Annotated in this window: 15 protein-coding genes; 4 read left to right on the forward strand and 11 right to left on the reverse strand. The window is 40.5% G+C overall.

All coding sequences use genetic code 11. The features are described from left to right. Positions 1-153 precede the first annotated feature (153 nt). Both EWV68_RS01420 and aroB read left to right on the forward strand, forming a co-directional pair. Complete coding sequence (locus EWV68_RS01420) at positions 154-549, forward strand: hypothetical protein (protein WP_012265709.1); 396 nt, start codon at positions 154-156, stop codon at positions 547-549. Positions 550-741: 192 nt separating this feature from the next. Further along, a complete protein-coding gene (gene aroB, locus EWV68_RS01425) occupies positions 742-1,842 on the forward strand; it encodes a 3-dehydroquinate synthase (protein WP_002799145.1) in 1,101 nt (366 codons plus the stop codon). Here aroB and EWV68_RS01430 read toward each other — a convergent pair. After that, positions 1,819-2,955 (reverse strand): geranylgeranyl reductase family protein, encoded by a 1,137-nt coding sequence (locus EWV68_RS01430; protein WP_287168576.1) that lies wholly within the window; start codon positions 2,953-2,955, stop codon positions 1,819-1,821. The two genes, aroB and EWV68_RS01430, sit on opposite strands and share 24 nt — an antisense overlap. 242 nt (positions 2,956-3,197) lie before the next feature. Here EWV68_RS01430 and EWV68_RS01435 point away from each other — a divergent pair, with 242 nt between their 5' ends. Then, positions 3,198-4,382, forward strand: coding sequence for an AAA family ATPase (locus EWV68_RS01435; RefSeq protein WP_287237648.1), 1,185 nt, complete (start codon positions 3,198-3,200; stop codon positions 4,380-4,382). After that, positions 4,382-4,900: a DUF4276 family protein gene (locus EWV68_RS01440; protein WP_061430153.1), complete on the forward strand. Its 519-nt coding sequence runs from the start codon at positions 4,382-4,384 to the stop codon at positions 4,898-4,900. The genes EWV68_RS01435 and EWV68_RS01440 overlap by 1 nt, the downstream gene beginning before the upstream one ends. A 59-nt stretch (positions 4,901-4,959) precedes the next feature. Here the strand turns inward: EWV68_RS01440 and EWV68_RS01445 are convergent, their stop codons facing one another. The 10 genes from EWV68_RS01445 to EWV68_RS01490 all read right to left on the reverse strand — a co-directional run bounded on the left by EWV68_RS01445 (position 4,960) and on the right by EWV68_RS01490 (position 16,102). Next, positions 4,960-5,955 carry a hypothetical protein gene (locus EWV68_RS01445; RefSeq protein WP_061430152.1) on the reverse strand — a complete coding sequence of 332 codons (996 nt, stop codon included), beginning with the start codon at positions 5,953-5,955 and terminating at the stop codon, positions 4,960-4,962. Positions 5,956-6,226: 271 nt separating this feature from the next. Beyond that, positions 6,227-7,249, reverse strand: coding sequence for a CobW family GTP-binding protein (locus tag EWV68_RS01450; protein ID WP_061430151.1), 1,023 nt, complete (start codon positions 7,247-7,249; stop codon positions 6,227-6,229). Further along, the gene (locus EWV68_RS01455; RefSeq protein ID WP_287168578.1) at positions 7,249-8,514 is read right to left on the reverse strand and encodes a metal-dependent hydrolase family protein; all 1,266 of its coding nucleotides are present in this window, start codon (positions 8,512-8,514) and stop codon (positions 7,249-7,251) included. The genes EWV68_RS01450 and EWV68_RS01455 overlap by 1 nt, the downstream gene beginning before the upstream one ends. Positions 8,515-8,682: 168 nt before the next feature. Continuing rightward, on the reverse strand, positions 8,683-9,699 hold the full coding sequence (locus EWV68_RS01460; protein ID WP_061430149.1) for a linear amide C-N hydrolase: 1,017 nt from the start codon (positions 9,697-9,699) through the stop codon (positions 8,683-8,685). A 187-nt stretch (positions 9,700-9,886) separates the two neighbouring features. Then, on the reverse strand, positions 9,887-10,321 hold the full coding sequence (locus tag EWV68_RS01465) for a glycoside hydrolase domain-containing protein (protein ID WP_223211111.1): 435 nt from the start codon (positions 10,319-10,321) through the stop codon (positions 9,887-9,889). Between the two features lie 88 nt (positions 10,322-10,409). Further along, positions 10,410-10,868, reverse strand: coding sequence for a hypothetical protein (locus EWV68_RS01470; protein WP_287168580.1), 459 nt, complete (start codon positions 10,866-10,868; stop codon positions 10,410-10,412). Positions 10,869-10,991: 123 nt separating this feature from the next. Beyond that, the gene (locus EWV68_RS01475) at positions 10,992-12,296 is read right to left on the reverse strand and encodes a hypothetical protein (RefSeq protein ID WP_002801574.1); all 1,305 of its coding nucleotides are present in this window, start codon (positions 12,294-12,296) and stop codon (positions 10,992-10,994) included. A gap of 179 nt (positions 12,297-12,475) precedes the next feature. Next, positions 12,476-13,900: a phosphatidylinositol-specific phospholipase C domain-containing protein gene (locus EWV68_RS01480; protein WP_149977230.1), complete on the reverse strand. Its 1,425-nt coding sequence runs from the start codon at positions 13,898-13,900 to the stop codon at positions 12,476-12,478. Between the two features lie 181 nt (positions 13,901-14,081). Continuing rightward, positions 14,082-15,122, reverse strand: a complete 1,041-nt coding sequence (locus EWV68_RS01485) for a lipase family protein (RefSeq protein WP_287168581.1) — start codon at positions 15,120-15,122, stop codon at positions 14,082-14,084. A gap of 194 nt (positions 15,123-15,316) precedes the next feature. Continuing rightward, a complete protein-coding gene (locus EWV68_RS01490) occupies positions 15,317-16,102 on the reverse strand; it encodes a hypothetical protein (protein WP_061430142.1) in 786 nt (261 codons plus the stop codon). Positions 16,103-16,351 lie beyond the last annotated feature (249 nt).

Consider the following 16,351-nt stretch of genomic DNA (forward strand, 5'->3'; position numbering starts at 1 on the left):
GAGATTTAGGGATTACGGAGTGTCGCTTGTTTCCTGCGTTCCCAAAGTCAACGACTCAATTTAATGCTAACATAAAGTCGCCCTAAAGGGCGAGGTTTTCAACCCAAATTTTCGATAATACTCCATCAGTGACTCCGTTTTAGAGAGGCGATCGTGCAAATTACGCTCAAGGAAAGAATCGAATCCATACAGGTGGGGAGTATCTCGGCTCTGGCTTTCCTGGTTCCCTATCTGCTATTTTTAACTGTTGAGCGACTATTGTTAGGGGAATCGATCACATTAATTGGCGCTTTTGTCAAGATATCCGGGGCGATAATTAGCGGATTTCTCTTCGGTGTCACCTATCGTTATGTCGTCCGTAACGATGATAATCCCCATCTCAAAGATGGTACAGTAGCAGCTTTTGCCCTAGTCCGCGGCCTAGTTCCCCTACAATTATCCACAGACTTGATCGCTGACAGTGGGCAATTAAGTCTCTTTCTGGGAGAGAGCTTTATCTGTTTTTTATCCTCTCGTCTGCTGTTAGAGTTGACTAAGCTGCGCCCATAACCGACTCAGTTATCAGTTATCAGTTATCAGTTATCAGATTTAAGTTTTCAGTGAGCAGTATGTATTAAGTGAGCAGCATTAAATGGCAGTTTCCCACTGTCTTTTCACTGTTTACTGATCACTGTTTACTGATTACTGTTTACTGTTTACTGTTTACTGATCACTGATCACTGAAACATCACCCCACACCCTATGGCTATTTGTATTCCCGTTAATTTACCCGATCGCTCCTATAATATTCTGATCGAGAAGGGCAGTTTAGCTAATCTCGGTGGAGAAATGAGCCGGTTAAACTTAGGTAAAAAGGTTTTATTGGTTTCTAATCCCGAAATTTTTGACTATTACGGGCAGATAGCCGTTAATTCCCTCGAAAAAGCGGGATTTGTCGTTTTTACTCATCTGATCCCCGCCGGCGAAAATTATAAAACCCTCGATGCGATCGCCCAAGTTTATGATAGCGCCCTCGCTCACCGGCTGGAACGTTCCTCGACTATGGTTGCCCTCGGTGGTGGTGTAATCGGGGATATGACGGGATTTGCGGCAGCCACATGGTTACGGGGCGTTAATTTTGTCCAAGTTCCCACCACCCTGTTAGCCATGGTAGATGCTTCCATCGGGGGTAAAACTGGTGTTAATCATCCCCAGGGCAAAAATCTGATCGGGGCGTTTTATCAACCGAAATTAGTTCTGATCGATCCTGACGTGCTTAAAACCCTACCCGTGCGAGAATTTCGGGCAGGAATGGCAGAAGTGATTAAATACGGTGTAATTTGGGATGCTGAGTTATTTCAACAGTTAGAAGACTCGGACAATTTAGCTAGTTTTTCTCAGATCGATGGCGAGCTATTGCAAACAATTATTACAAAGTCTTGCCAAGCTAAAGCAGATGTGGTAAGCAAAGACGAAAAAGAAGCGGGTTTGCGGGCGATCTTAAACTATGGTCACACGATCGCCCACGGCATTGAAAGTTTAACGGGATATACTAGCGTTAACCACGGGGAAGCGGTGGCCCTGGGGATGGTGGCGGCAGGAGCGATCGCAGTTAAACTGGGAATGTGGACCGCCGGGGAAAATCAACGTCAAACCGATTTAATCGAAAAAGCCGCCTTAGAAACCCGTATGCCGCCTTTAAATGCCGATGAGATGGTAAATGCTCTCACTGCCGATAAAAAAGTTAAAGATGGCCAAGTTAGATTTATTTTACCAACGGCGATCGGCCAAGTCACCATTAGCGATCGAGTCACCCCCACCCTGGTGCGCGAGGTGTTATCACCAACCGAATCCGGGCAGTAAAAGCTTTTTCAATTGTTGCATCGCTTGTTCCGTAACATCCCGGTATTTTAAATCTCCCACGAGAATACGTCCCATCAGTTGACCGGCGATCGGGCGTTTAACGGCGATATTGTAGGCGATTTGGGTAAATTGATAGAATAAACCGGCTAATTTGGCCGCTAAAGCCATATCTTCCCCCCATTCTTCCCGAATTATCCGACTATAGCCCGCTAAAGCCTGATTATCCCCGGCTAAAGCTCGATCGATCGCCTCGGCTGCCTTAACTCCCGTCAAAATTGCCGGACGGATACCCTCACCGATGAGAGGATCGAGAATACCCGCCGCTTCTCCTGTAATTAGGGCATTTTGGGCGTGTAGCGGTTTATTTCCGTTCCAAAGGGCTAAAGCATACTCACTATAGCGATAATCCTCTAAATTCCAGCCCTTTTGACGGGCATAATTTAACAGTTGTTTTTTCAGCTCCTCGGATTTGATGCTGCCCTTAAAACAACCACCGCTAATTGTGTAACCATTAGACTTGGGAAAAGCCCAGATATAACCATTTTTTAGGGAACCAAAATCAAAAAAAGCTTTTTGGGGTGGAATAGTCGCTTCTGCGTTAGTAATTTCCAGAGTAGCCCCGATCGCTTGGTTTTTCGCCGGTAATCCCAACCAGCGACTGGTATTACCCTTAACACCATCGGCAGCAATCAGATATTTACCTGAAAATGTTCCTTGGGATGTGGTAACTTGCCAGTGATCTTGAAGGAATTTGATCTGGGTAACTTCGCTGTTATCTTGGATGGTTGCCCCGACTGCGATCGCCTGTTGACCTAAAAAATCATCGAAACGATCCCTTTGTACCATCCACATCGGTTCTAGCATATTTAACTTAGTGGTGGCGGCATCCCCCTGTTTCCAAGTAAACTCCACTTGCGTGACGGTATTCTCGATCACGGGGGTAAAATCAAAATCAAACCACTGCTTAATTGCCGGGGATACCCCACCACCACAGGGTTTATAACGGGGTAATTTCGCTTTATCGAGGATCAGGATCGATCGCCCCTTTTTAGCTAGATGATAACCCGCCGTCGCTCCTGCTGGTCCCGCACCGATGATAATACAGTCAAACATTTGTACTAATTGAAGTCGTTGAACAAATTTATAGACAATTTACGCTATTTTGTCCAACTTGTGTTGAGTCTGGTGACGCTCAGACGGGATTCTGTCATTGTTGAGCTTGCCTCTCTAGTTTCTAGTTGATTTATCCCCCCATGTCCAAGAGAGCCTAATCTCTGGCTTTTTTGACTAATTGATCAATTATCTTCACCCGATCAATCGTATAATCAAAAAAACTATAACGGCTCGATTATATCATGAAAATTGTTTCTATTAAAATAAAAAACTATCGTATGTTTAAAAATATACACATAAGAGATATTCCCCCTTTTTGCGTGATTATTGGAGCTAACGGCACAGGAAAATCTACTCTATTTGATATTTTTGGGTTTCTGCGAGATGCCCTTAAAAACAACATTCGCCAAGCTTTACAAATTCGCGGCGGTTATAGAGAAATTATCACTAGAGGTCAAGAACAGGAAGATATTGAAATCGATCTGCAATTTCCCATGAAAATCTTAGATACAGAACGTCTGGTTACTTATCAAATCATAATTGGACAAAACAATAATCGCCCCGTTATCAAACGCGAAATACTTCGCTATAAACGGGTTGAACACGGTAAACCTTTTCATTTTTTAGATTTTCAACTTGGTCAAGGATATGCTATCACCAACGAAGAAGATTTTAGTAAACCGGATAAAGAACTCGATCGAGAAGAACAACAGCTAGAATCTAACGATATACTAGCAATCAAAGGATTAGGACAATTTCAACGTTTTAAAGCCGCTACAGCCTTTCGTTCTCTGATTGAAAATTGGCACGTTTCTGACTTTCATATTAGCGAAGCTAGAGGAAGTAAAGAAATATCTTATGCTGAACACTTATCCCCTACTGGCGACAATATAGCTACAGTTGCTCAATATATTTATCAACAATATCCCAAAATTTTTCAGCAAATTCTCGAAAAAATGAAACAACGAGTTCCGGGTATTTCCTCTGTGGAAGCCAAAGAAACCGAAGACGGTCGCTTGATTTTACGTTTTCAAGATCAGGCCTTTAAAGACCCTTTTATCGATCGCTATGTTTCTGACGGGACTATGAAAATGTTCGCTTATTTAATATTACTATTCGATCCCAATCCTCATCCCCTACTCTGTGTCGAAGAACCAGAAAACCAACTTTATCCTACTTTATTAAAAGAACTAGCCGAAGAATTCGCCCACTATAGCGATCGGGGGGGTCAGGTATTTGTTTCTAGCCACTCCCCCGATTTTATCAATGCGGTTCCACTAGCTAGTATTTTCTGGCTAATTAAATCCCAAGGTATCACCCAAATCCATAGGGCTGCTGATAACGAAATCCTCAAAAACTTAGTAGCGGAAGGCGATTTACCCGGCTATCTTTGGAATCAAGGCTGGTTTAAAGGAGTAGAACCCTAATGAACTATGATATCGTATTTTTGTTAGAAGAGTCATCTATAAAAAATGTGTTAAACCAACTTTTGCCTAAACTTATTCCCCCAGAAATAAGCTATATATGTATTAGTCATCAAGGCAAACAAGACCTAGCCAAATCTATTCCTAGAAAACTCAAAGCTTTCAATAAATCTAGTCCTAATACCAAATTTATTATTGTCCATGATCAGGATTCCCACGATTGTCAAAAACTCAAAAAGGAACTAGGGGAAATTTGTCAAAATGCCAGTGATGCTCAAGTCTTAATTCGGATTATTTGCCATGAATTAGAATCTTGGTTTCTGGGAGATTTAGCAGCGGTTGAAAAGGCGTATAATTTAAATAGTCTCGGCCAAAAACAAAATAAAAGTAAATACAGAGAACCGGACCTGCTTAACTCGGCCAAACAAGAATTAAAAAAGCTAGTGAAAGAGTATTATGCAGGAACCCACTCTAAACAGATTGCCCCCCATCTTTTCCTAACTGAAAATAAATCCCTTTGACCACTGCTGTTATTGTATGTCTTGAATCCGCAAAGGTCCGTATAATTTAGCCAATAAAATTATTTTTCAATTAATCCAGATTCAGTTTTTTTAAGTAAATCTGAGGCAAATCTTTCACTAAATCCCACTAAAAAAGCACAGGAAAAGATAAATAAATCCTGACGGGCTTTGTTTGTTATTAAACTAGAAGAATTTTTATCCTGGGTAATCATAAAATCAATTTTAATCAACGTATCTGAGCTAATTAAACTAAAGATAAAAATACCGAAAATTAGACCAATTAAGGGTCTAAACAAACCAATAAAAAGAGGAATGAGGGGGTCGTCATATTTTTTGTCTGTAAAGTCGATAATTCTGAGTAAAATACTCGCAACACTTCCCAACACTCCTGCTGTTGCCGCATAAACTAAACCATAAAATATATGCCGATTAGGATTTATCGTATCACTCGATGATTTTAACTGTTCTGAATAACTACTAGAAGGAATGGGTACTGGGGAGTTTGCTTGAGGTAATGGTTTTGAAATAAGTGCCTCCTCTTGAGAGTGTTTCTGGTGTAAATTATCATCAAATATGTAAATTTCTTGAGCAGAAAATTTGAGGGCAATCATAGATAAAAAAGTTGTCATAGATAAACCTAAAAATATTTTGAATGGGACTGATCTTGTAGAATAGATAGAACTAAATCCATTTAAAATATGTCCCCATAAAAAATAGCGACTATGATTAATTTCCTTTTCTAGATTAATTCTGAATTCTCGAATAGCATCAACTCCGACTTTATTAGTTTTTGCCATGAGCAATATATATTTAATTTCCTCTAATAACAAAATCAATTTAGTTGGATCATTGTTAAAAATAAACCAACCAATTTTCCAGCTATTACTTTTTTTATAAATCAAATAATTCAGATGATGAATCTGTTGAACTAAGTTAGCGATTTCTAGTTGTAATTCAGGAGAAATTATCGGCAAAACCTCTAATAAAATTTCCCTGATATCCGCATTTAAGGCGTTAACATCGTCATTTTTTTTAACTGGAGTGGAAGTTATCATATTTTTTGGGACTTTTTAGATTGATTAATAGAATGAAAAGGCTATCTCTCCAGCTTCCCCTTACTCGACGTTGACCCTTCGGCTACGCTCAGGGTCAACCCGTTGCAGGACTTTCTCTAGGATAGGGCGGGTTTTCTAGATTACTAAAATTCTAACATCAAGTCCCCCTAGAAGGAGGAGGTTTTAAACCCAGTTTTTTGATAACTTTCTAGCCACTTTCTCGTTGTCACATTAGTAAAACGTTTGACCCTGGATAATTGTGATATATTCGTTACATTTCGTTACTTAAAATAAAATTATCTTTGGTTTGAGTTTTTGAATTTACCTCAAAATCCTCTACTCTTAAACAGCTATCTAATTGCTGCTGTAATATATTTGTATTGATTGCCTCCGTGCTAATTAATACCAATTGGGTAAAGGGTGGATTATTACCCCATTCTTCGCCTATTTCTAAGGTAATTCTCGGCCCCACTTGTTGCAAAATTACTCTTCTATTGGGATGTTCAACAGTAGATAAAATACCCTTGGCTCGCAATACAGTTACGGGTAATTTCCCTAATATTTTTCCCAGGGTTAATAACTGAAAAGGGCGAACACTTTCATAACTCCAAGTATGAAAGTTATCAGAGTGATTAGATTTTAATTGACTAGATACAGAACGAACGGGAAATGAGTCCCTAAATCCTAATAATAAATCTAGGGAAACATCCCCATAACTCCCTTTTAACAAACGCACCCAAGGTGCTATTTTTTGGATAATTTGACTAGCATTAATTTGTGCTTTTTCATCAATCAAATCAATTTTATTGAGAACCACAATATCAGCAGCCGAAATTTGATCAATTAGCAAATCTTGATAGTTAATTTTTCCAGATGGTTCACAAATTTCGGGTAGATAGGTCGCATCAACTAGGGTAATAATGCTTTCCAAGCGAATTATTCTACTTAAAACTGGACGCTTTAGGGTTTGTAACAGGGTATAAGGGTTAGCAATTCCACTGGCTTCAATTAAGATCTGATCTGGACGGAGAGATAGGATTTTGGGAAGGGAATTAACCAGATTATTTTGTAAACTACAACAAACACAACCTCCCTCAAGAGTGATTAGATCATCGTCTCTATTTTTAATTAACATCTGATCAATATTAAGACTACCAAAATCATTGACCAGTATGCCGAAACGGCGATCACTTTTACCCTTAAGAATGGAGTTAAGTAAAGTAGTTTTACCCGCACCTAAAAAACCCGTCAGCAGTGTTACTGGTGTCTTCCAGAGATTTGATGACAAAACCATTATACTTGTCCTCCCGATGGTTGTTTATAGATGACTCCCCGTTTCATCACAAAATCAACTTTACCAGTAACATTAATATCCTCAAAAGGATTACCCGGCATAGCGATAATATCAGCAAATTTCCCCACCGCTAACGCACCAATATTCGGCTGCATTAATAATTCAGCCGCTACAGTAGTTGCTGCTTTTAAAGCGCGTAAAGGAGTAATACCATTTTGAACCATCGCTGGAAACTCTTTCCAGTTATCTATATGAGGAAAAGTTCCCGCATCAGTACCAAAAGCAATCTTAACGTTACTTTTAGCTAAATTATCAGCACAAGCAATCAGTTGAGAGGCATATTTTTGATATTTAGCGTGTTGCCAAGGAGAACGATTTTGCCAATATTCAGGATTATTGGCATTGCGAGCTTTTTCTAAAACAGTGTATTGAGTTGGTACCAGATAAACTCCCTTCTGCTCCATCAATTGCAAAGTCTCGGAACTGGCAAGATTACCATGTTCAATGGAACGTACCCCCGCATTAACAGCACGTTGAACCCCTTCCCCTCCATAAGCGTGAGGACAAGCAGAAATACCGAAATCTTTGGCGGTACTAACCAGAATATTCATCTCCTCTTGGGAATAGGTGGTTTGACTCGGATCATCCGTAGGAGAGCTAAAACCCCCTGTGGCACAGAATTTAATCCAATCTGCTCCTGAGCGAATTTCTTCCCGTACTATGCGGATAATTTCTGCTGTTCCGTCTGCTACTTCAAATTTTTCTGGTCTGAACTGAAAAGCAACTAAAGAGGTAAAATCACCATGTCCTCCTTGGGCTGAAATCAGGTGAGGTGCTACCAATAGATCTGGTCCAATAATCCAGCCATTGGCGATCGCTTTTTTGAGATCGACGGTAATAAATTCTGGATCGGGACAACCCACTTCCCTTACAGTAGTAAAACCGTTCATTAACAGTATTTTCAGGGTATTTAAGCTATAAAGGGTCATTAATGGCACTGTCACCATATAAGGATTTTCTGGAATTGTAGGATCCCCTTCACAGAAGGTGATATGAACATGACAATCAATGAAACCAGGGGTAACGGTGTGTCCTTTTAGTTCAATAATTTGAGCGTTGCTGTGATCAACTGTTGTAGCGATCGCAGTGATATTCCCATTTTCGACGCGAATTTCCGTGGCACCAAGGGGATTATCAGCCAAACCATCCCAATATTGATCGGTGACGATTACATAATTTGGGCTAGTGGAATTAGTACCAGTCATCGTTGTTTCTCCTGTTGTTAATTTTTTCAGCGTTTTGATTAGTTTGGAAGAGGCTTTTAAGCAAGTCTCGGAAAAAGACCTTCCTAATTGGTTCACACACTGTTGCTATTGTACCTCATCTATCTGAGAAAGGCTGTAGTAAAACTGGGGAACGAGATACATTATCAATCAATCTTTCAGATTCGCTGTAATGTCGGTCATCCAATTCGATTGTTCAATCGAGATACCATTGGGTTTAACCGTTTGAAAATTAATCTTACTCAGATCAATAGCAAAAGTATTGTTATTAAACTGGGTAAAGAAGTGATAAACCAAATTTTTGTGATCTCGCACAACCCCCCACTGAGTATAATCTAATTTGCCCCCATTGACTTCCACTACTGAGCCTTTGGGAGTAGCAAAGTTTTGTAAAATTCGCAGGGCCAAACCGATTGCTTGCTCCTGATTTTCTGGGGTATAGTTTTGCGTAGATTGCTGTAACATGGTCGCCTTAATAAAACGAGAAGGAGCCGTATAATCCCCAGGCATTCCCAAGCAACCACTGCCATTAATTTCCTGTCCCCACCAAACTTGGGCGTTATTCGTCAGGCTCAAATTGACATAATTACTTAAATTGTCTAAGTGATAGGGATAGGGGGGAGCATTGGTCATTACGCCATTAGCCGGTTCATAGGTCTGCATTTGCCCATTGGTAAACTCAATAACTAAATTAGCCCCAGTGTTGTCGCTCACAACATAATGTAACACAAAACGCACGGGAACACGCTCTTTAATGTTAATAACTGTGACATTTTGTAGGGCAGATTTTAAGTCCGCAACACTGGCAAAATTCCCTAAAATCCAATCTCCTAAACAAATATTATAAATGGTGGGATTTTTGGCTGATTCTGCGGTGGGATATTGACTATCGGCTAACCATAATAAACCGACGGACACACCCACTTCATTCAAACCATCGGTAATTTGTTTGACTCCTTCTGGGCCGCATTCCATCCCGACATAACCGTATTGATTAGTCCATTTAACGGGATTGGTGAGAGGTGTTAACACTAGCTCAGGAAAGGATTTACCACGGGGAATAACTTTGAGTTGGGTCATTAAATCCGCGGCGAAATCCATCGTGCGAGCGGTAATCCGGTAGGGGGTGTTAGCTCCCGTTGAATATAAAGCAAAATTCGTACACATAAGTGTTGATACCTTACCAAAGAAATTGTCAAAACGAAAAGTCAATAGGGACTAATACTTTTACCCAATCAGGTTGAATTAAGGGTAGTGATAAATTAGTTCCTGTTGGATTAAAACTTAACTGCAATGGAACACAATACCAATATACACATTTTCAACCGTTAAATCAATTATCCAAAGATTAAACTTAGCTTAAGATTAACCATTGAGGCACACCGCCGTCGTTATCAATATAGGTAATATCTTGGTCAATGCCAATGCCATTAACCGGTTCAGCAACGTAATATTGCACCATTTTATAACTGCGAACCGCCCCTGGGGGAACGGTACTTTCTGAGTGCCAATAATGTTGAAAAGGCAAATCATAAAGTTGCTGACTATTCAAAATTGAATTAGCCCCCACATATAACCCGGGTAAATAACCCGCTCCTGCGATAGCATTATACCAATTGGTGCAGTATTGAATTACCGCTTCGGCTGAAACTTCAGAACTAATTCCTTCCAAGTCTAACCAAACATTTACTTTCCCAGGAAAACCCACGCTAATAGCATTATTTGCCCCATTGTCCCCGTAGAATGCCCCCCTACTTTCTTGTTCCCAGGTAGAACCTGGGAACGAGATAACACGAGATAACTACGAACCTACTTTTACAAGAGGTCTAATGTCAGGATTTGGCCGTGCCACATAGTTAGCGAATCCGCTGTAATGGTTAGTCTTGATAGACATTCATAGTATGTAGCCAAATGGTATCTGTATCCGCCTTTTCTTGTGTACTACCTAACAGAATTTCAAAATAGGAACGACTATTATAGACATGACGAAGGATGTTACAACGTTCGCTGTCTTCAATTACATCAAAACCTGCCGTTTTATTGGGGATTAAAGTAATAGACTGCATCCCATTCTTATCCGCAAAGCAGAGACGAATATCTAAGGCACTTCCCACCCAAGAGGGATCATCAAAACCCAAGACAGAAAACAATCTAGCATTGGCAAACACCAGAGGTATATTGTAGGGTTTAAACTTAAAAGAAATGGTTCCAATATAAGCTTCACCCTGTCTGTCTCCAACAAAATCGCAGGGAAAGTTATTAAAATTCCAAAACAAAGAGCCATCCTCATTTTTGACGGTGATAATATAAGTTTCTTGGCATCGGTATAGAACCATAGATTGATGACCTCCTTGAAGATTTGATTAAGTTTTGTTGATGAAAAAGCCTGTTAGGTTGGTTGAGGAAAGTTTGTTTTTTTTTCTCACACCAACCAACTGGTACTATAGCGTCCTATTCGCTTAATAACCCGTTTGGGAATCGATTGCCTCAGCATCAATACCTGCAACTGCCCAACCGACAGCAACGGGATCCTCTGTCACCACGCCAAAAACCAACGCGGCGGCGGAAACAAGATCACTGATCCAGGTATGCCCAACACCGCTAGTCACCTGATTTGGTACTAACATTCCATTCTCAGGAATATTTGATTCTGGATTATAAGCTGCCAAGGTACTTAGGAAAACACCACATGAACCAGTTGCACACATATAATTCAGATTGGCATCAGCAATGATCGCCCAAGGGGACCCTGAGATGGTTGCATCCTGTTGGGCGGCATTGCCTACCGTGTTACTACTGACATCAACAACCCAGATACTGCCCATAGAGGAATTAGAGGGGACGGGCGGAGCCGTGGCAATAAAGATTGCTCCCTTTGGATAATATCCCGGATCTGCATTACCGGCGTTTGGTGAGTAGGCCAAAGATAAAATGGCCTGGTCACTGGGTACTGTCCAAATAACAGAGTTCAAGGAGCCATAGTTCCCATAGTCCATATAGTTTAAACTGTATCCGGTTGACCAGTAAATGCCCTCTGGTCCTTTACAAATACCAGTTGCAATTGCAGTACCTTCAAATGCCCCGGTGGGACAACTGAAAAGGTGAGGAGTTGAAGATGGGTTCTGAGCATTGAACATAACCCACGTAGCTTCTTTCACACCGCCGAGTAACAGACAATCGTAATTAGTTAGCGTGTTCGCAGGGAAAAAGGTCAGAGATATGGGCGCTCCAGACGGTTCATAATCTCCATCTCCGTTATAAGATGTGTTTGAACCCACATAAGACAAGCTCGGCTTGCCGTCAGAAGACCAAGTGACTGAATACCAGTAGAGGTTGCCATTAGACGCTGCCACGTAAAGAAGGCTTTCGGGGAAATAATAGAAAAGTCTGGCAATTGGCGCATCGGGTTGTTTTTCCGAAGCGATCTGAGTCGTGACATTACTACTTGTGAAGTGGCTGCCTCCAGTAGCGGGATTAATGCTATTAAGCCAAATATTCTCGTCTTCAGATCCGTACACAAAATAGTAAGGTGGTGAATAGTCAGTGTTGCTGTAATCAAGCAGAAACTCAATAGCAGTGGTACTGGCACCATTATTATCAAGATTACTCACCCCCCCTAAAGTATAACTTGGTGGGGTTGGATTCGGTGAAAATTGCCCAACCGAGATCCCACTTTGGTAAGCAGCGACGACAAAAGTATAGTTCTTATATTCACCAGCAGGAATAGTGATTGCCGAAATACATTGAGTGTAGGGAAAAGACATGATTATCTCCTTTTGAGTTGAAATTAAAGGGAATTACTTAAGAGGTCAGAAGTAAATAATTTAATTATTTTCCCTTTCTTTCCCTCCCCATTTAGAGTCGTGCCGATTCCCACTGCCGACTGTATCAGAGATTTAGGATAACTAGGCTCAATTAGGGGCGATCGCCTATCTAATGGCAGTTACCATAGGGGTAAGTTATTTGCCCGTCGATACCCTTTTAAAATGTTTAAAGGGACTCCATTAATGAGAGCAGAAAAATTATTGACAGTGGTTTCTAGTTGTCCGGTGCTAGTATTGACACGATTCCACCAATCAGTGGCAATAATGTTAGATTTGATGCCATTTAAACCAGCGAAAAAGCTAGAGAGTTCTTTAGGCACATTAGCTGGTACTCCATAAGCACCTTCATAATTATACTGAGCCATTAATGACCAGAGAAAATTATTAGGTTGGTTGATAGCGTCAATTTGTTGTTGTAAATAACTCTGCACGTCTGACCAAAGAGTTACACTTGTACCACACCAATATTGTTTAATAGAACTGCTCCAAAAGGGTGTATTTTGTGCTAACCAATCAGACATACTATCAGGAAATTCGAGAGAGCCAACTACAACTCGGCCAGTAGTTTGCCAAAGGTCTTTTAAGGGTTGAGAAATACCAGAGGGCGGAATTAATTTATCCTGTCCAATAGTGTTGATAATCAGATTAGATAAATCTTGATAGGTTTGGCTTGTCCAATTTCCCTCAAAATCATGTAAGTCAAGAATAACAAATTCTTGGGGATTATCAGCTAAAAATTGCGTTACTTGATTGAGAAAATCTACTAAAGTCAGGGGGAGAGCAAAACTCCCGTGACACATAACAAATTGATTATCCCCTGAGCCACTACTAAGCATTAATCTGAGATCAAGGGCGCGAATACCTTGACTAAGTTGCTGATTGATGTTTTGGTATTGAGTTTGTACCCATGATTGGCTAATACTACCAGCGCAATAAGTTGAGGCATCGTGAGTGCCTGGCAGGGTTAACTCATTGAGACAAAGGTTTTGAATACAAGGGGCAAATAATTCCATCCAATTATTAGCCCAGTGTAATACGGAAGGACGTAACACACTTTGATCATCTGCTAATCCGCCACTGCCATAATTAGGGGTTGGATAAGGACTAATTTGGCTTTGGGTATTACCAGGGAAATAACCAAGGGCGATCGTTACTACTCCATCATGAATCCATCCTACAGCAGATGTATTAGTAGTATCTGGAGTAGGATAAACAAAAAGACCATTGGGAATATTTTGCCATTCAACTAAAACCCCATAACCTGCTTCTGAGGGGACAGGCGTTGATAGTCCGTTAACTCCACTCTTTTTAGCACTAATTGTAAAGTTAAAGTTACTTACCCCCTCAAGGGTATATTCAACATCACCCGCATCATCTATACTGTCATGACCTACTGTTTCTTTAAACTCAGCATAAAATTGAGTAAAGGAATTAGGACTAATCTGAGAAGATGGATCCCACTCCATCTGGTAACTGTGGGATTTTACTTGATTGATGTTATATGGCGTAGCGTTGACAATTTGTATGTGAAATCCAGCACCCATAATAATTTTCTCCTTGATGAAGATGAGTATTGTTGACTTTTTAAAGTCGTTAATTGAGTTACAGTTAAAGATAATTACTTGAGAGGTCAGAGAAGTAAATAATTTAATTATTTTCCCTTTCTGTTCCTCCCCATTTACAGTCGTGCCGATTCCCACTGCCGACTGTTTAGCGATAGAATAATTAGCTTAACTTAGTGGCAATATCATCTAAATCTTGCTCTGTTAGCGTGAGAGAATCAGCCACATTTTCCGTCAGCGGCCAGTCAATTTCCAGAAGATTGAAATAAGCTTGAATGTGCTGAAAATAGGCTTCTTGCAGAAATTGCTTCAGGGGAGTTGTTTGCGGTTGAGAAAAAACGCCACATTTACCTTTCATGGCAAAAGTGCTGGGATTTAACGCCAGATAATTACAGTTTTTCACTTTTTGAATTTGACTATTAACTAATAGTGCAATTCTCGAAGATTTAGGAATATTACAAGATTGATACAGGGTAGGAATCTGCTGTAATTGCTCAATATTCCAAGCATGGGGAACAATATCCAAACTATTCCAGAGGCGGCTGCTTTGATTGAGACCTGGCTGCGTATTTCCGTAGTAATCAGAGAAGGTTTGATCCCCTGGGGTTGCTCCCGCAGAAAATTGGGTATTGACGGTGATTTGTTTACCAGTATGGTTCCAGGTTGCTTGATTTTCGTACAGCCATAATGCCATTACTGGAGATAATGCTCCGCCTAAACTATGGCCGGTGGTAATGATTTCAATAGGTTGATCAGATTGGCTGGGAATTTCCTGGGTCAAAAATTCTAACAGGGAGCGGTTAGAGGTATCTTTCAGGTTTTGCAGAATAGTAATTCCGGTGTTTGTTCCTTCCGAAATTTTTCCGCGTTCGGGGAATTGCGTTGACCAGGAAACCATGTTATGGGTAGCAGCATCCTCCTGTAACCAGTCAAAAACTGATTTCGGATTCGTAGCAGCGATCGCCACTACATATTGAGGGTTATTGGTTTCGGCATTTTCTCCCTTTGCCACATACATAATATTATCCCAGTTCTGATTTTTAGGATCATGATAATAAATAACAGGACCCCAAAGAATTGTCCATTGACCAATTTTTCCTTGAACCGCAGGATTGGCTAAATCTGTAATAACTTTCTCGCTATTACTGATATGAGCGAACATGGAAAGACAGAAAAGCGTTTGTTGTTGATCGTAAGTAGGCATTGAAATTTTCTCCAATTGTGAATTGATTTGTCGTATCTTAGACAAATCTAGGTAATTGTCACAACACAAATTTCACAAAAAAGGGATGACCGCTCTTTTTAACTTGATTAAGTTGACCCCAATTTACCCCATCATTAGAGGTGTAAAAATTAGCACCAGAACAGCTATTGGCGGAAAATGTAGGACAAGCATTGCTAAACAGGAAAAACTTTGATCGCTTTTTCGTAGTAAGCCTGACGATCAGCTAGTCCGTTAAGACCACCATTGACTCGTCGGGTGATTTCTTCCACCGTTGCACCGCGATCACAAAGAGCATTCATGTTATTGTTATGCCACCAAAAACCGCCACTGGTAAAAGGATAGGTGGTACTAACATAGTCAACTCCATCCATCACTTTCGGATCATGAATATAATTCGCAAAAGCTTGATAGTTACTGCGTCCCGTTAGTTGAATAACGCCTGCTCCCTTATATTTGGGACCATCTCCTGGATAAATATTTCCCAGGTCTTTCCGTCCGTTATACTCCTCACCGCTACCGAGTTCTTTCATCCATTTCAAGCCTCCACTTTCATGGGCAGTTTGGCTTAAGAAATGACACATTCGGGGGTGAGTGTTAATGTCAAAGCGATTTAAGCAAGAATTGAGGTCTGCTAATTGTCCATCGCTAATGACATTACCGTAGATGGATTCGGCTTGAGCTTTGGAGATCAAATTATTACCCCCTGGTAATTCTTTAAGTTCTAGTAAAAATTTCGCCGAAGATGCTCCCAAGGTATCCAATTCGCCTTCTTTGATTTTTTGTTTGAATTGCTCAAAGGCTTGTTTTGTTTGGGGTCCATAAATGCCATCAACACCATTAGCAGGAAGCAATCCGAGAACTTGCAAACGGGTCTGAACTTCTCGGCAAAGTTCGGAGTCTCCTGCTAAGGAATCAATGGGTTTAACGAGGTTTTGTTGAATGATGTCTTCTAATTTCATGGTGTTTATTTTCCAGTTCAGATTTTCCGATGGTGATCTTGGTTGTTTGGGCTGTTTTTGTATTTCCTGAGTCAGGAATTATAAGAGTGATAAATTGCTTGAATTTTTCATTCCTTGCAAAATTTTTATCGGCTCTTCGGTAATTGTTATGCAATGGACGGGGGTTATAAGGGATGGAACACTTATATAGAAAGGCATTTAGCGATTTTTGTCAATTGTTTTTGATCTAGAGCGAACTAATCAATTAAG

The sequence above is a fragment of the Microcystis sp. M_QC_C_20170808_M9Col genome, from assembly GCF_007095495.1.
In the GTDB taxonomy this organism is placed as follows: Bacteria; Cyanobacteriota; Cyanobacteriia; order Cyanobacteriales; family Microcystaceae; genus Microcystis; species Microcystis aeruginosa.